This window comes from Armatimonadota bacterium (genome assembly GCA_031459765.1).
In the GTDB taxonomy this organism is placed as follows: Bacteria; Sysuimicrobiota; Sysuimicrobiia; order Sysuimicrobiales; family Kaftiobacteriaceae; genus Kaftiobacterium; species Kaftiobacterium secundum.
Genome location: JAVKHY010000001.1, coordinates 38055 through 58335, shown reverse-complemented (window position 1 = coordinate 58335; position 20281 = coordinate 38055). Strand labels below are relative to the sequence as shown.

21 protein-coding genes are annotated in these 20281 nt (G+C 70.6%); 15 read left to right on the top strand and 6 right to left on the bottom strand.

Annotation, left to right across the window (positions count from 1 at the left end; all coding sequences use genetic code 11):
• Positions 1–2 precede the first annotated feature (2 nt).
• Positions 3–1193, top strand: a complete 1191-nt coding sequence (locus QN141_00280) for a class I SAM-dependent methyltransferase (protein ID MDR7556908.1) — start codon at positions 3–5, stop codon at positions 1191–1193.
• Between the two features lie 76 nt (positions 1194–1269).
• Here the strand turns inward: QN141_00280 and QN141_00275 are convergent, their stop codons facing one another.
• Positions 1270–1812 (bottom strand): DUF192 domain-containing protein, encoded by a 543-nt coding sequence (locus tag QN141_00275; protein MDR7556907.1) that lies wholly within the window; start codon positions 1810–1812, stop codon positions 1270–1272.
• Positions 1813–1910: 98 nt separating this feature from the next.
• Here QN141_00275 and QN141_00270 point away from each other — a divergent pair, with 98 nt between their 5' ends.
• The 7 genes from QN141_00270 (at position 1911) to holB (ending at position 9606) form a co-directional block, all read left to right on the top strand.
• Positions 1911–3191 (top strand): NAD(P)/FAD-dependent oxidoreductase, encoded by a 1281-nt coding sequence (locus QN141_00270; protein MDR7556906.1) that lies wholly within the window; start codon positions 1911–1913, stop codon positions 3189–3191.
• 94 nt (positions 3192–3285) lie between these two features.
• A complete protein-coding gene (locus QN141_00265) occupies positions 3286–4548 on the top strand; it encodes an endonuclease Q family protein (protein MDR7556905.1) in 1263 nt (420 codons plus the stop codon).
• A 31-nt stretch (positions 4549–4579) separates the two neighbouring features.
• Complete coding sequence (locus QN141_00260) at positions 4580–5752, top strand: class I SAM-dependent rRNA methyltransferase (GenBank protein ID MDR7556904.1); 1173 nt, start codon at positions 4580–4582, stop codon at positions 5750–5752.
• Between the two features lie 215 nt (positions 5753–5967).
• Entirely contained in the window at positions 5968–7518 is a 1551-nt protein-coding gene (locus QN141_00255; GenBank protein MDR7556903.1) for a R3H domain-containing nucleic acid-binding protein, read from the top strand.
• A complete protein-coding gene (gene tmk, locus QN141_00250) occupies positions 7515–8195 on the top strand; it encodes a dTMP kinase (GenBank protein MDR7556902.1) in 681 nt (226 codons plus the stop codon). Before QN141_00255 ends, tmk begins: the two co-directional genes overlap by 4 nt.
• A complete protein-coding gene (locus QN141_00245) occupies positions 8180–8509 on the top strand; it encodes a cyclic-di-AMP receptor (protein ID MDR7556901.1) in 330 nt (109 codons plus the stop codon). The genes tmk and QN141_00245 overlap by 16 nt, the downstream gene beginning before the upstream one ends.
• Before the next feature lie 50 nt (positions 8510–8559).
• A complete protein-coding gene (gene holB, locus QN141_00240) occupies positions 8560–9606 on the top strand; it encodes a DNA polymerase III subunit delta' (protein ID MDR7556900.1) in 1047 nt (348 codons plus the stop codon).
• On the opposite strand, the gene QN141_00235 is transcribed toward holB, so the two are convergent.
• A complete protein-coding gene (locus tag QN141_00235) occupies positions 9537–10454 on the bottom strand; it encodes a deoxyribonuclease IV (GenBank protein ID MDR7556899.1) in 918 nt (305 codons plus the stop codon). The two genes, holB and QN141_00235, sit on opposite strands and share 70 nt — an antisense overlap.
• A 61-nt stretch (positions 10455–10515) precedes the next feature.
• Between QN141_00235 and QN141_00230 the strand changes: the two genes are divergently transcribed.
• Both QN141_00230 and QN141_00225 read left to right on the top strand, forming a co-directional pair.
• Positions 10516–11691 carry an aminotransferase class I/II-fold pyridoxal phosphate-dependent enzyme gene (locus QN141_00230; GenBank protein MDR7556898.1) on the top strand — a complete coding sequence of 392 codons (1176 nt, stop codon included), beginning with the start codon at positions 10516–10518 and terminating at the stop codon, positions 11689–11691.
• 56 nt (positions 11692–11747) lie between these two features.
• A complete protein-coding gene (locus QN141_00225; protein MDR7556897.1) occupies positions 11748–12137 on the top strand; it encodes a hypothetical protein in 390 nt (129 codons plus the stop codon).
• A 31-nt stretch (positions 12138–12168) separates the two neighbouring features.
• On the opposite strand, the gene QN141_00220 is transcribed toward QN141_00225, so the two are convergent.
• Genes QN141_00220 through QN141_00205 form a run of 4 tightly spaced genes read right to left on the bottom strand, consistent with a single transcriptional unit; the run spans position 12169 to position 15372 of the window.
• The gene (locus QN141_00220) at positions 12169–12906 is read right to left on the bottom strand and encodes an HAD family hydrolase (protein MDR7556896.1); all 738 of its coding nucleotides are present in this window, start codon (positions 12904–12906) and stop codon (positions 12169–12171) included.
• Positions 12903–14135 (bottom strand): MFS transporter, encoded by a 1233-nt coding sequence (locus QN141_00215; GenBank protein MDR7556895.1) that lies wholly within the window; start codon positions 14133–14135, stop codon positions 12903–12905. The genes QN141_00220 and QN141_00215 overlap by 4 nt, the downstream gene beginning before the upstream one ends.
• Complete coding sequence (locus QN141_00210; GenBank protein MDR7556894.1) at positions 14132–14980, bottom strand: MBL fold metallo-hydrolase; 849 nt, start codon at positions 14978–14980, stop codon at positions 14132–14134. Before QN141_00210 ends, QN141_00215 begins: the two co-directional genes overlap by 4 nt.
• Complete coding sequence (locus QN141_00205) at positions 14977–15372, bottom strand: hypothetical protein (protein MDR7556893.1); 396 nt, start codon at positions 15370–15372, stop codon at positions 14977–14979. The genes QN141_00210 and QN141_00205 overlap by 4 nt, the downstream gene beginning before the upstream one ends.
• 181 nt (positions 15373–15553) lie before the next feature.
• Between QN141_00205 and QN141_00200 the strand changes: the two genes are divergently transcribed.
• The 5 genes from QN141_00200 to QN141_00180 are packed head-to-tail and all read left to right on the top strand — an operon-like array spanning position 15554 to position 20270.
• Positions 15554–16504 carry a GntR family transcriptional regulator gene (locus QN141_00200; GenBank protein MDR7556892.1) on the top strand — a complete coding sequence of 317 codons (951 nt, stop codon included), beginning with the start codon at positions 15554–15556 and terminating at the stop codon, positions 16502–16504.
• Positions 16501–17559: a D-alanine--D-alanine ligase gene (locus QN141_00195; protein MDR7556891.1), complete on the top strand. Its 1059-nt coding sequence runs from the start codon at positions 16501–16503 to the stop codon at positions 17557–17559. The genes QN141_00200 and QN141_00195 overlap by 4 nt, the downstream gene beginning before the upstream one ends.
• Positions 17560–17567: 8 nt before the next feature.
• A complete protein-coding gene (locus QN141_00190) occupies positions 17568–18098 on the top strand; it encodes an NUDIX hydrolase (GenBank protein ID MDR7556890.1) in 531 nt (176 codons plus the stop codon).
• A gap of 28 nt (positions 18099–18126) precedes the next feature.
• Positions 18127–18996 carry a diaminopimelate epimerase gene (gene dapF, locus QN141_00185; protein MDR7556889.1) on the top strand — a complete coding sequence of 290 codons (870 nt, stop codon included), beginning with the start codon at positions 18127–18129 and terminating at the stop codon, positions 18994–18996.
• Complete coding sequence (locus tag QN141_00180) at positions 18993–20270, top strand: alkaline phosphatase family protein (protein ID MDR7556888.1); 1278 nt, start codon at positions 18993–18995, stop codon at positions 20268–20270. The genes dapF and QN141_00180 overlap by 4 nt, the downstream gene beginning before the upstream one ends.
• Positions 20271–20281 lie beyond the last annotated feature (11 nt).

The following is a 20281-nucleotide window of genomic DNA, read 5'->3' as shown; positions in this document are numbered from 1 at the left end:
GTATGGATAGCCTGCACCTCCGTCAGGGCCTGGCGGACTGGTTGCGGCGCCGGGCGGCCGTCCGCTCGGCGCCCGTGGAGGCCGCGTTCCGGCGGGTCCCCCGGCATCTCTTCCTGCCCCAGGTGGCGTTGGCCGACGCCTACCGCGACGACGTTGTGGTCACGCGCCGCGACGCGACGGGATTGCCGAGCAGCAGCAGCAGTCAGCCGAGCATCATGGCTATCATGCTGGAGCAACTGGCGCCGCAGCGCGGCCACCGCGTCCTCGAGGTGGGCACCGGGACGGGGTACAATGCGGCGCTGATTCGCGAGCTGGTGGGGCCGGAAGGGCGTGTGGTGACCGTCGAGATCCAGGCCGATGTGGCGCAGGAGGCCTCCCTGCACTTGGCCGCCGCAGGCTATCCCGATGTGACGGTGGTGGCCGCCGACGGCGGGGTCGGCTACTCCCCCGAGGCTCCCTATGACCGCATCATCGTGACCGCGAGCTGCGCGGACATCCCCCCTGCCTGGCGCCAGCAACTGGTCCCGGGCGGACGGCTGGTCGTGCCCCTCCGGGTGCGTACCCAGTGCCTGAGCGTCGCCTTCAGCCGGGAGGGCGATGTGTTGCGCAGCCAGAGCGTCCAGAGCTGCGGGTTCATGTACCTCCGCGGGGCGTACGCAGGCGACGACCCGGTCGTGGACCTGGGGGAAGGGCTCTTCCTGAGCGGCCCCGCCGCCCGAAAGGTCCCCCCTGATCTCCTGGAGGCCCTGCTGTCCGCTCCGCCCCGGCGCGTCGGCGGGCTGATCGTGCCCGTGAACACCTTTGGTCTGGGCGGTGGGCTCGGAGTCTATCTCGCCCTCCAGGAGCCGGGCATGGTGGACATCTTCACGGCCGCTCCGGAGCGCTGGGGGTTCCACAGCGTCAGCGGCCTGCTGGACATCTCCGCGCGGAGCCTGTGTCTGATCCGGCCCGACGGCGTCGTCGTGTACGGGTCGGATGCGGCGGCCGGACGGCTCCGTTCCAGAGTCCTGGAGTGGGTGGCCCGGGGTCGGCCGCCGCTCGACCATCTGCATCTCGAGGTATGGCCGGCGGACGACAGACCCCCGGAGGCTGTGACGGAGGGCCGGACGCCGGAGGGCCGGGGGCCGAACGGCCGGGAGCGATGGGTGCTCCGGTACCGCTGGTCCGATGTCGTCTGCTGGTTCGACGATTGAGGGCGCGGGTTCGAAATTGGGCTCGAGCCGTGGAGAGCGCGAGCCGCGCGAAGGCACCGGGCGCCCGGAGGACCGTCTACGGTTGCGGCCGGTAGGTGACGCTGGCCCCGGCCGTGATGTTGTGGCGGACGAAGAACCCCCGGTTGACCTCCAGGGCGTAGCGATACGCTTTCTTGGGCGAGTAGAAGGCGACAGGGGTTGCCGGATCCCGTTCGACCTCCATGTCGAGGATCTCGACAATCCGCCAGGTCTCATCGATGAAGGCGATGGACAGCGGGATCAGGGTGTTCTTCATCCAGAAACTCCCCCGCGTGGTCTCCTCGAAGATGAAGAGCATCCCCGCGTCCGCATCCAGCCGGGTCCGGCACATCAGCCCCTGGGCCCGCGCCGCGGGGGTCTCGGCCACCTCCACCCGGAGCCGGACGACGCGGGACCCCCGAGTGATGGTGAGCACGCCCTTCGTAAAGGCGGCCTGACTCGCCAGCGGGCATTCCCGTGATGAGGCCGGGGTCCCGCCGGCCGCCGGCAGGATCGGCGCCGGCGGGACGGACGCCCGGGGCACCGCGGGGGCGGAGAGCATGAGGCCGAAGACGATGAGAGCCGACAGTCGGATGTTCACTCGGTGCGCGTGTGCGGTCCCTTCCGATTCTCTCGCTGATTCGTGGATTCGTCCCCTTTCCAGGAAGGCCTCCCCGCCGGCACGAAGGATCCCGTGTCATGGTTCGCGCTGATTACGACCTCATCGTGGCCGGAGCCGGTCCCGCCGGAGGGATGGCCGCCCTCACGGCGGCGAAGGCCGGGCTCCGCGTCGCCCTGGTGGAGGAGCATCCCCAGGTCGGCTGGCCCGCCCACTGCTCCGGCAAGATCCAGCTCCATGCCTTCCGGGAGTTTGCCCTGCCCCAGCACCTCATCATGAACACATTGCGGGCCGGGGCCTTCTACGCTCCCGACGGCTCGGTGGCGCGGCTGCGGAGATCCGAGCCCGACTCCTATGTTGTGGACCGCACCCTTTTCGACCGCTGGCTGGCGGACGAGGCCCAGCGCCACGGCGCGGACCTGATCCTGGGCACCCGGCTCCTGGCGGTCGAGCGGCGGGATGGCGTGATGCGGGTGCGCGGCCGGCGAGACGGACGCACCATCACCCTGACCGCGCCGCTCGTCGTCGACGCCGAAGGCGCGCGGCCGGCGCTACCCGCCTCACTCGGGCTTCGGCTGCCGCGGGCGCACGTGCTCGGGCTGCAGTACCAGATGGACCGCGTGGATCTCGAGGAGGAAGACTGTCCCGAGATCTACCTCGGCCGGGCCTACGCGCCGGGATTCTTTGCCTGGATCATGCCCATCGGCGGCCGCCGGGCCCGGGCGGGGCTCTGCGTGGATCCCCGGCAGGCCTCCCACGGCCCCGGCTACTATCTGGAGCGGCTGATCCGGGAGCATCCTGTGGCCTCCCGCCGGCTGCGCGGCGCCGTGGTCGAGCGCAAACTGGCCGGTCCAATCCCGGTGCTGGGCGCGCGCCGGCCGTCGGTGATCGACCGGATGCTCATCGCCGGCGACGCCGCCGGGCAGGTGAAGGCCACGAGCGGCGGCGGAATTTATTTCTCCCTGATTGCCGGCCGGCTGGCTGCATTGGCCGCGCACCGCTTCCTCGGAGGCGACGGGGGCGCGCTGGCCTGGTACGAAGCCCAGTGGCGTCGGCGGTTCGGCCGCGAGCTGCACGCCACGGCGTTCGCCCGGGTCACCATCAACCACATGACCGACGGCGAACTCAACGCCCTGATCGCCTCAATCGGCGACGACGAGCGGTTCCGCCGCATGGTGGAGCAGCGAGGGGACACGGCCTACCAATCCCGCCTCATCGCCCCCGCCCTGGCCGCCACCCTGCGCTGGTCCCTCGTTCGCCCGGTCAGCGCGGTGCTGGTAAAGGCTGTGCGCTATGGTCTCCAGGCCCTGTGGGATGGCGGCGCACGGCTTTCGGCGGGAACGAACGGCCACCTCGAGTAACGCATCGCCTCCAAGATTCAGACCGCCGGAGGAGAACAGGTCCGGAGAAGGGAAGCCTTAGGAAAGTTACAGCCCAGGGCGGAACCCTTCAGGCATGCGGATCATCGCCGACCTCCACCTCCACTCGAAGTACAGCCGGGCCACGAGCCGGGAGATGGATGTGGAGAACATGGCCCGCTGGTGCAAGGTCAAGGGCATCGGCGTCGTCGGCACCGGCGACTTCACCCACCCGATCTGGCTCCGCGAACTGAAGGCCCGGCTCAAACCCAACGATCGGGGGCTGTACACTTACGGCGGCGTGCACTTCATGCTCACCGTCGAGGTGAGCAACATCTACCCCCAGGACGGCCGCCTGCGCAAGATCCACAACATCCTCTTCGCGCCGTCCTTCGAGGTCGCCGAACGGATCAACGCCGTCCTCGGCCGCTTCGGCTCGCTGCTGGCCGACGGCCGGCCGACGCTCACGCTGCCCAGCGACAAGCTCGTCGAGTACGTGATGGAAATCTCTCCGGATTGCATGGTCGTCCCGGCCCATGCCTGGACGCCGTGGTTCAGCCTGTTCGGGAGCAACTCCGGCTTCGATAGCCTGGAGGAGTGTTTCGGCGCCCAGAGCCGGCACATCGTGGCGGTGGAGACGGGCCTGAGCTCGGACCCGCCGATGAACTGGCGGCTCCGCCAGCTGGACCGGACGCTCCTGCTGAGCAACTCCGACGCCCACTCGCCGGCCAAGCTCGGCCGCGAGGCCAACGTCTTTGAGGCCGAACCCGACTACTACGAACTGATGCGCATCCTGCGGGAGAGAGACACCAGCAGGTTCCTGTATACCATCGAGTTCTTCCCCCAGGAAGGCAAGTACCACTACGACGGCCACCGCAACTGCAACGCCCGCCTGGCGCCCAAGGAGGCCAAGGCGCGGGGGAACCGCTGCCCGGTGTGCGGCCGGCCCCTCACGGTGGGGGTGATGCACCGTGTGGAAGACCTTGCCGACCGCGAGGAGGGGTTCGTGCCGCCCGGCGCCGTGCCCTACCGGAACCTCATTCCCCTCGAGGAAATCATCGCCGAGGCGATGGGCGCGCAGGTGGGGACGGGCGCGGTGCGGGAGGAGTACTTCAAACTCTGCGCCCGGCTGGGCGGCGAGTTCGCCGTCCTGCTGGACGTGCCGGTCGAGGAACTGGCCCGGCACACCACGGCCCGGATCGCAGAAGGCGTGCGGCGTGTGCGCGAGGGGCGGGTGGAGATCAAACCGGGGTACGACGGCACCTACGGCGAGATCCGCATCTTCGGCGAGACGGAGGCTCCCTCCGGGACGGAACCCACGGGACGGGAACAGCAGCCGGCCCAGACGTCCCTGTTCTAGGGCCGCACTCCCGATCTGACTGGCTGACCTGGTGACGACCGTCTTCCTCAAGCCCGGCCGGGAGGCCCGGGTGGCCTCCGGGCATCTCTGGGTCTTCGCCGGTGAGATTCTGCGGATCGACGGGACCGCTCCCGACGGCGCGATCGTCGACGTCCGCTCCGCCCGCGGTCGATGGATCGGCCGGGGATTTCTGAACCGCCGCTCCCAGCTCACCGTGCGCCTGCTGAGTCACCGCCCCGAGCCTATCGATGAGGCCTTCTTCCGCCGACGGATCCGCGAGGCCTGGGAGTATCGTCGGCGGATGGTGCCCTCCGCCGACGCCTGCCGCGTCGTCTACGGCGAGGGGGATCTCCTGCCCGGGTTGATTGTCGATCGGTACGCCGACGTGCTGGTCCTGCAGACGCTGTCCCTGGGGATGGACCTGCGCCGGGAGATGCTGCTGGCCGTCCTCGGCGATCTCCTCCGGCCGGCCGCGGTGTACGAGCGCAACGATCCCTCGGTGCGCACCCTGGAGGGACTGCCGCTGCGCACCGGGTGGCTCATGGGCCAGCGCGATCCGCTGGTCGAGATCCGGGAGGGCCGGGCGCGCTTTCTCGTCGATGTGGCCGGCGGACAGAAGACCGGGTTCTACCTCGACCAGCGCGACAACCGGCTGGTTGCCGCCGCCTTGGCCAGGGACCGGGAGGTGCTGGATGTGTTCTGCTACACGGGCGGCTTTGCCGTCCAGGCGGCGCTGGGCGGCGCCCGGTCTGTGACGGCCGTCGATTCGTCCGCGGAGTCGCTGGCCCTGGCCCGCAGGAACGCGGAGATGAACCAGGTGGCCGAGCGGTGTGTCTTCGTCGAGGCCAACGCCTTCGACGACCTGCGGCGGCGCAGTGAGGGCGGTGAGCGATTCGACGTCGTGATCCTCGATCCGCCGCCCTTCGCCCGCGCCAGGGAGGCTGTGGACAAGGCCGCGGCGGCCTACAAGGAGATCAACCTGCGCGCCCTCAAGCTGCTCCGCCCCGGGGGCCTGTTGATCACCTGCTCCTGCTCCGCCCACATCAGCGAGACCCTGCTCCAGCAGGTGGTGGCCGGCGCCGCCGTGGACGCCAAGCGCGAGGTTCGCCTCGTGGAAAGCCGCGGTCACCCCCGCGACCACCCGGTCCATCCCGCCATGCCGGAGACGCGGTACCTGACCTGTCTGATCCTCGAGGTGCGGTAGGAGCGGACGGGTTCCGGCGGAGGGTGGTCCGGACGAAGGGGCCGGAGGGTAAATTCCCCTGTGGGTGGTATATGCTAGACTAAAATACGAGGAACGTGGCCGACCCACGTCGCAGCGTGAACGAAGTACGACCGACACCGGGAGGGGAGCCGCTGGGTTCCCCTCCTTTTGTCTGCCTTTGATCCGCCGCCGACACCCCTGGAGGGATCGCCGAAGTGGTGCCCCGACAAATCCAGATCACCGATAACCTGGACCTGCTCCTGGAGGTCATCCCGCCCCCCCTGCGCGAGGCGCTGGAGCAGCGGCCCGACCTGGAAACGCTGCTGGAGATCGTCCTCGACCTCGGCCGGCTGCCGGAGGCGCGCTTCCCTACCGGCGTCGTCCACCTCAGCGAGGAGTACGTCAGCGCGGAGCAGATTCGCTACGTGACGAGCCGGGTGGGCGCCTTCGGCAAGGACAACCGCGCCGGGATCGAGCGAACCCTGCACCGCATCTCCGCGATCCGCAACCGCCAGGGCGAGATCATCGGCCTGACCTGCCGGGTGGGGCGGGCCGTCTTCGGCACGGTGGATATCGTCCGCGACGTGATCGAGAGCGGGAAGAGCATTCTCCTTCTGGGCCGGCCCGGCGTGGGCAAGACCACGCTGCTGCGCGAGGCGGCGCGGGTCCTGGCCGATGAGCTGGGCAAGCGCGTCGTGGTCGTGGACACCAGCAACGAGATCGCCGGAGACGGCGACATTCCCCACCCGGGCATCGGGGGAGCGCGCCGCATGCAGGTACCGCACCCCGAACTGCAGCACGCCGTGATGATCGAGGCTGTGGAGAACCACATGCCCGAGGTCATCGTCATCGACGAGATCGGGACTGAGGCCGAGGCGCTGGCCGCGCGGACCATCGCCGAGCGCGGGGTGCAACTCATCGCCACCGCCCACGGCAACACCCTGGACAATCTGTTGCAGAACCCCACCCTCTCCGACCTGGTGGGCGGGATCCAGGCCGTGACGCTCTCCGACGAGGAGGCGCGCCGCCGCGGGACCCAGAAGACGGTGCTGGAGCGCAAGGCGCCCCCCACCTTCGACGTCATCATCGAGATCATTGAAAAGCACCGCCTGGCCGTGCACCACGACGTGGCCACGGTGGTGGACCGCTTCCTGCGCGGCGTCGTCCCGCGTCCCGAGGTGCGCGTGCGGACCGAAGAGGGCGAGGTGGAGATTGAGGCACCGCGTCCCCAGGCGGCATCCTGGGCGCCCCAGGGCCGCCTGAGCCCGCCGCCCGCCGAGGACCTCACCCGCCCGGGCCGCCGGCCGATCCGGATCTACCCCTACGCCGTGAGCCGGAACCGCCTGGAGCGGGCCATCCGTGAGCTGCGGGTCCCGGCCTACATCACCGACACCCTGCAGGACGCAGACGTGGTGCTCACCCTGAAGTCCCAGGAGCGCCGCCAGCCCAAGAAGCTGCGCGAGGCGGTGGATCGGGGCAAGGGGCTGCACGTCCTGAAGAGCAACACGGTCACCCAGATCCAGGCCTTCCTGCGCAGCCTCTTCGACATCGAGGGCGAGCCGGCGGAGGAGGACGAGCAGGAGGTGGCCCTGCGCGAGGTGGAGGAGGCGATCGCCGAGGTCATCCGGTCCACCCAGCCGGTGGAGCTGTCGCCCCAGAACTCCTACGTCCGACGGCTGCAGCACCAGCTGGTGCAGCGCTACGGGCTGGCCTCGGAGAGCCGGGGGGAGGAACCCTTCCGCCGGGTCGTCATCTTCCCCCGATGACCCCACCGTCCCGGGGGCTGTTCATCACCCTCGAAGGTCCGGAAGGGGCCGGCAAGACCACGCAGGCCCGGTTGCTGGCCGATCACCTCCGTCGGTCCTATGACGTCCTCTACACTCGGGAGCCCGGCGGCTCGCCCCTCGGCGAGCGGATCCGCGCCCTGCTCCTGGACGAACGGCACCGGGAGATGACCCCCGAGACCGAGATGCTGCTCTTCGCGGCCTCGCGGGCGCAGTTTGTGGCCCAGACGCTCGAACCGGCCCTGCGCGCCGGGCGCCTGGTGCTCTGCGAGCGCTATGTCGATGCCTCCCTGGCCTACCAGGGGTATGGCCGGGGCCTCGGTGTGGAGGTCGTCCGCGCGGTCAACGAGGTGGCCACGCGCGGGGTCAGGCCGGATCTCACAGTGCTGCTCGACATCGACCCCGCCGTCGGGCTGATCCGCGCGCGCCAGGCCGGGGGCAAGGAGGGCCGGATCGGCCGCGGCGACCGGCTGGAACAGGAAGACCTGGCGTTCTTCACGCGGGTCAGGGAAGGATTCCTCGCCATCGCGTCCAAAGAACGCGACCGGATACGCCTCGTCGACGGTAACCGCCCGCCGCAGGTGGTGCACGAGGAGATCGTGCGGCTGGTCGAGGCGTTCCTCGGCGCGAGGGGGTGGCGGGCATCAAGCTCGTCCTAGCCATCGTCCAGGAGAAGGATGCCGGGCGGCTGATCGATGCCCTGACCGAACAGGGGATCAACGCGACGATGCTGGCCAGCACGGGTGGCTTCCTGCGCGAAGGGAATTCGACGATTCTCGTCGGGGTCGACGACAGCCAGGTGGACGCTGTCCTGCGCACCATCGAGCGGTCCTGCCGCCGCCGGGAACAGTTCGTCAGCCCGATGCCGCCGGCCGTGGAGCCGGTGGATTCCTATGTGACCTACCCGGTGCGGGTGGAGGTCGGCGGGGCGATCGTCTTCGTCATGAGCGTCGACCGTATGGAGCGCTTCTGATCCCGCGGGAGCCACGTCCCCTCCCTCCGGTGGACGGGCGGTAACCGGCGATGCCCTTTCGGGACCTCATCGATCAAAGTCACGCCGTGATGGTGCTGCGCACCGCGGTCCGCACCGGACGCGTGACCCACGCCTACCTCTTCGTCGGCCCGGCCGGGGTCGGCCGCACTGCTGCGGCCAGGGCCTTCGCCCAACTGCTGAACTGCGAACGGCCCCACGCCCAGATCGGCGACGCCTGCGGAGACTGCCGGGCCTGCCGGCTGATCGGCGCCGACCAGCATCCCGACGTGCGCCTCATCGACGCCGAACGCGGCCTGCTCCTCGACGCCGATCCGGAGGAGCAGAAGAAGAAGGTCATCGGCATCGCCCAGGTTCGGGCCCTCCGTCGCGAGGTGGCCTTTCCGCCCCTGGAGGGCCGCTGCAAAGTCTACATCTTCGTCGGCGCCGACCGCATGCAGGTGGATGCGGCCAACAGCCTGCTGAAGATCCTGGAGGAGCCGCCCCCGCAGGTCGTGATCATCCTTATCGCGGAAACCACGGTGCCGATGCTTCCCACCGTCGTCTCCCGCTGCCAGCTCGTCCGCTTCTCGCTCATTCCCAGCGCGGAGATCGAACAGGCGCTCATCTCCCGCCACGGGGTCGATCCCGGCCGCGCCCGCTTCATGGCCGCGCTGGCCGGCGGCCAGCTGGGTCGGGCGATCACCTGGGCCGCCTCGCCGGAGGCGCTGGCCTGGCGGGAGCAGGCGCTCGATCTGCTGGAGCGGTTGGAGACGGCCGACCCGCTGGAACGGATGGACGCCGCCGAAGCGATGGCCGCGGAGAAGGGTCGCCTGGCCGATCTGCTGGACGTGGCCATGTTCTGGTTCCGCGACCTCCTTGTCTGGCAGGAGACCAGGGACGAGGCGCTCCTGATCAACCTCGACCGCAAGGGGAAGATCGCCGAGCTGGCGGCACGGATTCCGCCCGCGGTGCTCTCGGCGCGCATCACGGCCGTGCAGGAGGCGCGGGACGCGCTGGCGCGCAACGTTCATCCGCGGCTGCTGCTGGAACACCTGTTCCTGCGTCTCACCCCTCCGGCCGCGCCGACGCGGCGCTGAGCCGCCCCTTCCCTGCGCAGACGTTTCAGCAGGTCGAGATTCCGGCGATCGGGGCCCTCCTCTTCGAAGTGCGGGGTCTCGATGAACGCCCCGAGCCGCCGCAGCCGCGGATGGTTCACCAGGGCCCGAAACCCGGCCAGGCCGATACGGCCCTTCCCGATATCCTCATGGCGGTCGAGCCTCGAGCCCAGCGCCCCCCGGGAGTCGTTGAGGTGCAGGGCGTGCAGGTGGCGCAGCCCCACGATCCGGTCGAAGGCCCGCAGCGTCGCCTCCACGCCGTCCGCGGTGCGCAAATCGTAGCCTGCGGCGAAGAGGTGGCAGGTGTCCAGGCAAATCCCCAGGCGCGGATCGTGGTCCATGCGGTCGAGGATTTCGGCGAGCTCCTCGAAGGTGCCGCCGATCTGTCCGCCGGCGCCGACGCTGTGCTCCATGAGGATCATGGCGCGATCCGTGGCCTCCAGCGCCGCCGTGAGGGCGGCGACGACGCGGGCCGAGGCCCGGGCCCACGGTTGCCCGCCGCGACTGCCCAGGTGGGTGACGGCCCCCAGCCCCTGCAGGCGGTCCATGGTGCGCAGGGCATACACCAGAGCCGCCGTGGACTTCCGGTGTACCGCGCTGTCCGCGGCGCCGAGATTGATCAGGTAGGCGGTATGCGCGACCAGCGGGTCGATCCCGGCCCGGGCCCGCTTCTCGATGAACAGGTCCAGATCGGCGTCCGCATAGACGACCTCCCGCCACTGCCGCGGGCTGCCGACGAAGATCTGCAGGCACTCGCAACCGATGGCCCGGGCGCGGTCCACGGCCAGGTGGATGCGTCCGCGGATGCTGACGTGGGCGCCGAGCTTCACGATAGGGTGGATTCGCGCTGCCGCAGAAGATTCCCCAAACGCGCATCCCGGGGAGATACCGATGACATCACGCTGGGGATTCACGACCACAGCCGTTCACGGCGGGGCGATGGCGGACAAGCACAAATCGGTCGTCCCGCCCCTCTACCAGACGGCCACCTTTTACTACGACACGGCCGAGGAAGGGATCCGTCTCGGCCAGGAAATTCCTCCGGGCTACGTCTACACCAGGTGGGCGAACCCGACGACACGGGTGTTCGAAGAGAAAGTGGCGCTGCTCGAAGGGGCGGAGGAGGCCCTGGCGACGGCTTCAGGCATGGCGGCCATCTCCACCGCCGTCCTCACGGCGGTCGGGCGGGGAGACCATGCCGTGGCGCCGCAGGCGATCTACCAGGCCACCTACCAGTTGTTCGCCGACCTCCTGCCGTCCTATGGGATCGAGACCACGCTGATCCCCGATACGGCGGTGGCGTCCTATGAGCGCGCCCTGCGACCGAATACCAGGCTGCTGTTCATCGAGACCCCCAGCAATCCCCTCCTGGGGATCACCGACATCGCCGGCGTCGCCCAGCTGGCGCGTCACCACGGCGCTCTGACGATCGCCGACAACACCTTTGCCACGCCGTACAACCAGAACCCGATCGCGCTGGGGGTGGATGTGGTGGTGCACAGCGCGACCAAGTACCTGGGCGGCCACCACGATCTGACCGCTGGCGTGCTGGCCGGCCGCGCCGCCTTCATCGCGCGGGCCAAACGCATCCTGCGCATCTTCGGGGCGACGATCGATCCCTTCGGGGCCTGGCTGGCCTCGCGCGGCCTGCTCACGCTGGGGTTGCGGGTGGAGAGACAGAATGCATCCGCCCAGCGTTTGGCCGAGTTCCTTGCCGAGCACCGGAAGGTGCAACGCGTGCACTACCCCGGGCTGGTTTCCCACCCGGGACACGCCCTGGCCCGACGACAGATGCGCGGCTTCTCCGGCATGCTGAGTTTCGAGGTGCGGGGCGGGTACGGGCCGGGCGTGCGCGTCCTGGAAGCGTTGCGGGTGGCCAAACGCGCCACCAGCCTGGGCGGCACCACCACGCTGGTTTCCCATCCCGCCTCGCTCAGCAGCGTGCACATGCCCCGCGAGGTCCGCGAGGCGGCCGGGATCACCGACGGCCTGATCCGGGTCAGCGTCGGGATCGAGGATCCGGAGGACCTCCTCGAGGACTTCCAGCAGGCGCTGGCCGCGGCCTGATCGGCCGGGGGCCGGTCCGGGGGGGAGATCATGGGTCTGGACCTGCGGCGACGCCGGTGAGCGCCGTCCACGTGCACGACCCGGAGTTCGTGCGCTCCCGCGTCCCCGGGTATCTGGAGCGCAGCCTGCAGCTCGCCCTGGCCGGCGTGCCCGCGCCCTTCTTCACGTACCGGGAAGGCGCCTTCGTCGTCGTCATCGCCCAGCGGCGGGAGTGGGAGCGGCTGGCCCCGCGTTTCCCGGCCGCGACCGCGACGGCAGGATACCGACTGGTGGCGGTGACGCCGCCGGGACCCGATGCGGCGTTTCCGGCCCGCCTCAGGCAGGCGCTGGCCGACAGTGGTCTTGAGGCGCAGCTGCTGCCGTCCTTCCACAACGACTACGTGCTGGTGAGGGATGCGGATCTCGACCGCTGCGTCGCCGTGATCACCGCTCTCTGCGGCGGATGACGGTGAGCTTCCGGGCGCGGCGACCAGGTGGTCACGGCTCTTCCCTCCAGCGGTCGATGATCGCTTCCACCTGGCGGAGATCCGCGGCGACGGCGTCGGGGCGGACGTCGGCGACGGCGGCGGGGTCCGGCGGGGCGGACGGCCGGCCATCGGGTTCCGGGGTGACCAGGATGGACCGCATGCCGACCGCCTGCGCGCCGGCGATGTCCGCCTCAAGCGAGTCGCCCACCATGACCACCTGTGACGCTTCCAGGTTCCAGTGCCGCAGAACGATGCGGAAGAGCCGGGGATCGGGCTTACGCCACCCCACCGCGGCCGAGACCACGATCGGGTCCAGGTAGGGCTCGAACAGCAGCCGGCGACAGCACGCGACGATCAGATAGTGAGACGAGGCGTTGGAGATGAGTCCGAGCGCGAGCCCCGCTCCCGCCAGTCGGGCCAGCAAGGCCGTCGCCCCGGGCCGGGGGCGCATCCCTTCCAGCTCCGGCCCGAAGAACGCCCGCTCGGCGTCCGCCACGAACGCCGCATCCGCCGGCAGGCCGTACCGCTCCAGCACGGCCTGGAGCGCCTCGTGCGCCGTGACTTCCTCGGTCCCGCGGCGGGCCGCCCACCGCGCCCTCCGTTCTTCCATCACGGCGGGGGCGAACTCGTCCGGGACGGTGTACCCGCGCGCGCGCAGCCAGCGCGTCAGGGCCTGCGCGTTGGCGGCCTCGAACTCTGCGGAGTAGACGAGCGTCCCGCCGAGATCGAAGATGACCCCGCGGATCATCGCCGCGGCGCGCGTTCCTCGGGCGGGCGGAGATGACGGAACTGCACGTAGAGGATGATATCATAGGCGCTCTTCAACGCGCCGCCGACGACGAAGGGCAGCCCGAGCGCCGCCCCCTGCATCGCGTACCCGGAGACGATGGGGGTCACGGCCTGCGCCGCGTTGCGGACGACGTGGGTCACCGCTGCGGCGCGGTTCCGTTCCTCGGGATCAACCACCGCCATGACGTAACTTTGCCGCGTCGGGACGTCCATCTGGGAGAGGGCGTGACGGGCCAGCAGCAGGATCACGGCAGAGGACAGCGTCGGCGCCGCGGGGATGAGCATCAACAAGACGTTGCTCGGCAGGTGTGTGAAGACCATGGTGTTGATCAGCCCGAATCGGTCCGCGAGCCGCGCCGCGATGAGGAAGGAGACCGCCTGGAGCAGGCCGACACCGAGGAAGATGGGACCGAGCACCTCAGGGCCCGCGCCCCAGCGCAGATGGAACCAGAAGGCGATCAGACTCTGCACGACGAAGCCGCCGGCCAGCGAGTCGAGGCCGAAGAGCGCGGCCAGGCGCAGGACGTGGGCCCGGGAACGACCCAGACCGCCCCGCGCCGGCATCCCCCGGGCGGACGCGGCAGCGCCGCTGCCGGAGGCCACCTCAACGGCCGCCGAGAGCCGCGCGAAGAGCAGGAATCCGACCAGCCCGATCGCGGCGTAGAGCACGAACATGACCCGCAGCGCCGCCGTGGAGCTCCATCCCAGCCAAGCCTGGAGCAGGGCGGGAGTTCCGGCGAAGAGCGCACCGAGGGCGCCGCTGAGTGCTCCCACCGTGTTGTACCAGCCGAAGGCGGCGTTGCGCCGCTCCGGCCGCGCCGCCTGGGTCAGGGTGGCCTGCTCCAGGGACAGAAACGGGCCGACCTCGCCGGAGGTGACGCCGATCGTGCCGGTGAGCGAGGCCAGGATCAGCAGCGGATAGCGTGCGGTTGCGGCGAAGGCAGCCCCGGAGGCCGCCATGAGCAGCGCGCTCGCCATCAGCATCGGGCGACGTCCCCAGCGGTCGGCGGCGGCGGAGAGGCCGAGGGTGAGGACGGCGGAGCCGGCGAGGGTCGTGGTCAGGAGGGCGCCGACCTGCCAGGGCGCAACACCGATCTGCTCCAGGTAGACCCCGAGCAGCACACTGAGATACCCGTAGGCGAAGGTGCGGATTCCCCGGGCCGCCAGGATCAGCCCGACGTCGGTCACGCGCGCGAGGGCACCTGGAAAATCATCCCTTCCTGGCCCGGGATGAACTCGAAGGGCAGCGGCCCGGCCCGGCGCGCCTCCCCGGCGAGGGCGTCCAGCAGGTCGTCGCTGTGGCCGGGGTCGTGGTGGAACGTCACCAGACGTCGTACCCGGGCGAGGGAGGCGAAGGCCACCGTGTGACGGAGGGCGCTGTGTCCCCAGCCCACCTTCCTGGCGTACTCCGCGTCGGTAAACTGCGCGTCGTGGATGAGCAGGTCGGCGTCTCTGGCCAGGTCGTAGCCCGACGTCCACTCCGGGGCGAGCGGGAAGCGCCTGGCGCCGAGGGCCGGCTCGTGATCGGGGATGTAGACCAGGGCGGCTCCGTCCTCGGTGAGGCGGTAGCCCACCGTCGGGCCGGGGTGACAGACCAGCGCGCAGTGGACGCGCAACGATTCCAGCGGGAAGTCCCGCATGGGGACATCGTGCAGGAACAGGCGGCAGGGCAGATCGCGCAGACGCACCGGGAACAGCGGCGGGGAGAGGTACTTGAGGAGACGCGTGCGCAGGTCGTGCGTGGTGGACGGCGGTCCCCAGAGGTGCACCTCGACGTCGGGGCGGTACAGGGGCTCGAAGAACCCCAACCCCTGGAGGTGATCCATGTGCAGGTGCGTGAGGAGGATGTGGATGCGCCGGTCGTCCGGGTCCACCGCCGCGCTCAACCGGCGGATTCCGGTTCCGGCGTCCAGCACGATGAGGGTGCCGTCCTCGCCCCGCACCTCGACGCAGGAGGTGTTTCCTCCGTAGCGCACCGTCTCGGGGCCGGCGCTGGGCAGCGAGCCCCGGGTGCCCCACAGGGTCACCATCATCGGGGGTTCACATCCCAGAGGATGGCCGCGGCCCCCAGGAGGCGGTGGCCCTGTCCGCTGAGGGGGAAGGTGATGATGTCGAGTTTGCGGCGCACCCCGTCCAGACCCGTGATCCACAAGGTGGCGCGGGAAGGCAATCCTGTGCGCAGGGTGGCCACCAGCGGCAGCGTGTCCGGAGGCAGAGGCCGACCGGCTTCGTCCGTGGGCTTGAAGATCGTGGACCACTCCGCCATGGGCATCTCGCCGGCCTCATCATAGGTCACGCCGAGCAGGCCCTCGGCCGGCTCGTTGTAGAAGAGCAGCGTTCCCTCGGGGTTGACGACGAAGATGGGCACGCTGAGGTAGCTGGCCAGCTGTCGCATCAGGATGACCTCGATCTCTTTCTGCGCCATCGGCCTCCCCCGGATCCGCCCGACCCGGAGAGTATTCGCCGGAGGTGGCCCGTCCCTTTCCCGCACTCCCCGCCGGGGAGGTTGACTGGATCCTGCGGGGGCGGGCATAATTGTCATAGTGTGTCCTACTAAGACCAGGACAATCACCCCCCTCGCCGTCCGTGTCCGCCGGGACGGCCCGTTGCCCATCGCCCGCCAGATTGCCGGTCAGCTGCAGGCGCTCATCCGGGCCGGGCACCTCGCGCCCGGGGATCGCCTGCCGCCGGTGCGCGTCCTGGCCGGCTTTCTCCGGGTCAACCGCAACACCGTGGCCAAGGTGTACGCCGCGCTGGAACGGGAGGGATGGGTGGTGACGGCCCCGGGACGGGGCACGTACGTGCCCCCGACCCCTCCCTCCGACGGCGCCGCCGAGCTCGTGCCGCTGGCCGATCGTCTCCTGGCGGAGGCCGCCGCGCGGGGCCTCTCCGAGACGGCGGTGGCCGACCTCGTGGCTTCGCGTGCCGCCGCCCGGTGGGAGCAGGCCGGACCCCGGGTGGGGTTCGTGGAGTGCAATCCGTCGGACCTGGCGTATTTCTCGCGGCAGTTGAGCGCCAGGCTGGGCTATCCGCTGGAGGCGGTCCTCCTGTCCGACCTCCGCGGCGCCGCGGAGCGTCTTGACATCGTGGCCACGACCCTGTTTCACGTCGAGGAGGTCCAGGCCGCCCTGCCCCGCCACGAGGTCGTCGGGCTGATGGCGGCGCCGGACTTCCACACGCTGGACGAGGTCGGCCACCTGCCCCCCGGCAGCCGGATCGCGCTGGTCTGCGCCACCCAGGAAGGAGTGCAGAGCAAGGCCCGCTCGATCCGCGCCGTGGGGATTTCCCGCGCCCGCATCCTGACGGCGACGCTTCAGCACGCCGCCCGGCTGCGCCAGGTGCTTCGGGCGGCCGACGTCGTCCTGGCCTCGCCCAAGGTGCTCGAGCGCATCGCCGCGCAGATTCCCTCCCGGGCGCGGGTGATCCCCTTCGCCAGCGTGCTGGGCGAGGGCGCCGTGGCGCTGCTGGCGGAACGGATCCGGGCCTGGCGCGGGCGCCCGCCGCAGCGGACCGCCGGGGCGCGACGAGACGACGCCCGCCGGGGATCCCGATCGTGAGGAAGTTGCGGGTTGCGGTGCTGATGGGAGGGCCCTCGCCCGAGCGCGACGTCTCGATCGCGACGGGCGTCCAGGTCGTCGCGGCGCTCGATCCGCAGCGGTACCGCGTCCTCCCTGTGGAGATCACCAGGGAGGGGAGGTGGTTGCCGCGGTCTGACCTGCTGACGCTTCCCGCCGGCGGTGCCGGGGAGGGTTTGCGCCTGCGGCGCACGGACGATGAAGACCGTGGGGCGGCCGGCCCCTGCGGCCGGTTCGTCGAGCGGGACCAGGTGGATGTCGCCTTCATCGCCATGCACGGGCCCTACGGCGAAGACGGCACGATGCAGGGGCTACTGGAACTCCTGGGCATCCCCTACACGGGTTCCGGCGTCCTGGCCAGCGCGCTGGCCATGGACAAACTGCGCAGCCGGCAGATCTTCGAGTGGCACCGCATCCCGGTTCCCGGCTATCTCAGCGTCACGGCCGATCTCTGGCGGGACCGCAGGCATGTCCACCACCAGGTGGAGCGGCTGCTCGGCTATCCCTGCGTGGTCAAGCCGAACGCGGTGGGCAGCAGCATCGGCGTCTCGCTGGTCCGCGGGGACGGCGCGCTGGACGCGGCGATGGAGGCGGCGCTGGCCCACGGCCCCCTCGCGCTCGTCGAGGAGTATGTCGCCGGGGTGGAGCTGACCTGCGGGATCCTCGACGATCCCGAGACCCGCACCCCCGTGCCCCTCCCGCTCATCGAGGTCCTCCCCCACGCCGAGTTCTACACCTATGAGGCGAAGTACAGCAGCGGCGGCAGCGACCACCTCATCCCCGCCCGGGTCAGCGAGGACGTGGCCCAGCGGGCCCAGGCCCTGGCCGTGCGGGCTTACCAGGCGCTGGGCTGCGAAGGGATGGGCCGTGTGGACATGATCGCGCGGGACCACGACATCGTCGTGCTCGAGGTCAACACCATCCCCGGCATGACGGCGACCAGCCTGCTGCCCGATGCGGCGAAGGCCGCCGGGATCTCCTTCCCGGAGCTGCTGGACCGGATCATCCGCTCCGCCCTGCGCCGGGCGGGACGGTGAGCGGCCCCGTGCGGCGCGCGGTCGAGCTGGGCGCGAACACCTTCGCCTTTCCTCGCGGCGCGGCCCGGCCCGACGAGGTCTGCATTGTCTTCCGTCGGCCGGGGGGCGACGTCCTCGTCATGCGCAAGACGTTCTACCCGTCAGGCGTGTACCGGCTGCCCACCGGGGGTATCCGGCCGGGCGAAGCGGTGCTGCACGCCCTGCACCGGGAGGCGTGGGAAGAGACCGGCTGGACGGTGGCGCCGGCGCAGACCGTTCCGATCGCCGTGGTGACCTACCGCGGCGGCCCCGCTCTGGCCTGCCGGTCGTTCGTCTTCCTGATCGAGGGGGTGGACGGCGCGCCCCGACCGCAGGATCCGCACGAGCAGGTGGCCGACTTCCGCTGGGTGCCCTCGGGGACGCTGGTCGCGCTGGCCGGCGCGCTCGAGGCGCTGGGGCCGGAGCAGGCCCCCGACCTTGAGAGCACCTGGCGGGATTGGGGGCGGTTCCGGGCGGTCGTCCACCGCCTCGTGGAAGAGCTGCTGCGCAAGAACTCCTGACCTCCGCGCCGAATCCTTCCAGCGGCTCATGCGGCGCAACGGCTTCGTGAAATCCCACGCCCTGGGGAACGACTACATCGTCGTCGAGCCGGACGCCCTGTCGTTCCCGCTGACCCCCGCGGCGATCCGCCTGCTCTGCGACCGTCATCGCGGAGTGGGCTCCGACGGCATCCTCGCCCGCGTGCCCTCGTCCGTCGCCGACTTCGGGGTGCGCATCTTCAACCCGGACGGCAGCGAGGCGGAGAAGAGCGGCAACGGCCTGCGCATCTTCGCGCGCTACCTGCACGATCACGGGTTGACCGCCGGTCCGGCGTTCACGGTGGAGACGGCCGGCGGCCTCGTCCACGTCACGCTGCACCAGGTCGGCGGGCGCGTGGAGCGGATCACCGTGGACATGGGCGCCGCGACCTTCCGCAGCGAGCGCATCCCCGTGGCCGGCCCGCCGCGCGAGGTCGTGGATGAACCCCTGGAGGTCGACGGCCAGCGCCTGCAGATCACCGCGGTGTCGGTGGGCAACCCGCACTGCGTGGTGTTCGTCCCCGACCTGGCCGCCGTCGCCCTGCACCGGCTCGGCCCGCGCCTGGAGACGCACCCGCTCTTCCCCGCCCGCACGAATGTCCAGTTTGCGCAGGTCCACTCGCGCCGGCGGATCGCGGCCGTGATCTGGGAGCGCGGCGCCGGCGAGACGATGGCCTCGGGCAGCAGCGCCTGCGCCGTGGCCTGCGCCGCGGTGCGCAAAGGACTGGCCGACCGCGAGGTGGCGATCGTCATGCCGGGCGGCGAGCTGGCGATCACGGTGGGCGAGGACTGGACGGTGCGGATGTCGGGTCCGGCGGTGGAGGTCTACACCGGCGTGCTCAGCCCGGCTTTCCTCGAGGCGGTGGAGGCGGCGCGATGAGGAAGATCCTCTACGTCATCCTGGACGGCCTGGGCGATCGTCCGTCCCCGGCGCTGGGCGGGCAGACCCCCCTGGAGGCGGCGCCGACGCCCCACCTCGACCGCCTGGCCGCCGAAGGGCGGCAGGGCACGGTGATCACCGTCGGCAAGGGCGTGGCGCCCGAATCCGATGTGGCGGTGATGGCCATCCTCGGCTACGACCCGCTGCGCTACCACGCCGGCCGGGGGCCGCTGGAAGCCCTCGGCAGCGGCCTACCCTTCAAGGACGGGGACCTCGCTCTGCGCGGGAACTTCGCCACGCTGGGCGAGGGCTGGACGATCGTGGATCGCCGGGTCGGCCGCAACCTGACCTCGGAGGAAGCGCGGGCCCTGGCCGAGGCCGTGAACAGCGAGCTCAGACTGCGGCAGGGACCGGCGGACGTCACCGTACGGGCCACGATCGGGCACCGCTGCGCCGTCGTCTTCTACCCGCGCGAGGGGCGGCTCTCCGCCAAAATCTCCAACACCGACCCGGCCTACGCGCGGATGGAAGGCCTGGGCGTGGCCGTGGTCAACCCCGGCCGCGAGGTGATGGAGTGCACGCCCCTCGACGACTCCCCCGAGGCCTGGATCTCCGCCGAGCTCGTCAACGAGTTCACCCGGAAGAGTCGGGAGATCATGGACGGTCACCCGGTGAACCAACGCCGGCGCGCCGAGGGCAAGCCGCCCGGCAACGTCATTCTGGTGCGCGACGCGGGCGATCATCTGCCCCGGGTCCCTTCCATCAAGGACCGCTTCGGGGTCGAGATCGGCTGTTTCGTGGAGATGCCGGTCGAGCGCGGGATCGCCCGGCTGCTGGGGATGAGTATCATCGAAGTCCCGCCGAGCGCCAGGGATCGGGAGAGCGCCTACCGCACCTGGGCGCACCGCGCCGCGGAGGAGATCCGCCGCCACGGCGGCCTCTATCTGCACCTCAAAGGGCCCGATGAACCCGGCCACGACGGCGACTGCGCGGCCAAGCGCGACGTGATTGCGCTCATCGACCGGGCGTTCTTCGGCGAGCTGCTCCCCCGGATCGACCGCCGGGAGGTCATCCTGGCGGTCACGGCGGACCACGCCACCCCCTGCGCCCTGCGGGGTCACTCCGCCGACCCGGTTCCGCTGCTGATCGCCGGCCCCGGCGTGCAGCCCGACGCCACCACGGCTTTCGGCGAGCGGGAGGCGGCGAAAGGGGATCTCGGTCTGCTCTTCGGGGTGGACATCATGCCCCTGCTGGCGACCCTGGCCCGGGACTGATCATCCCTTAC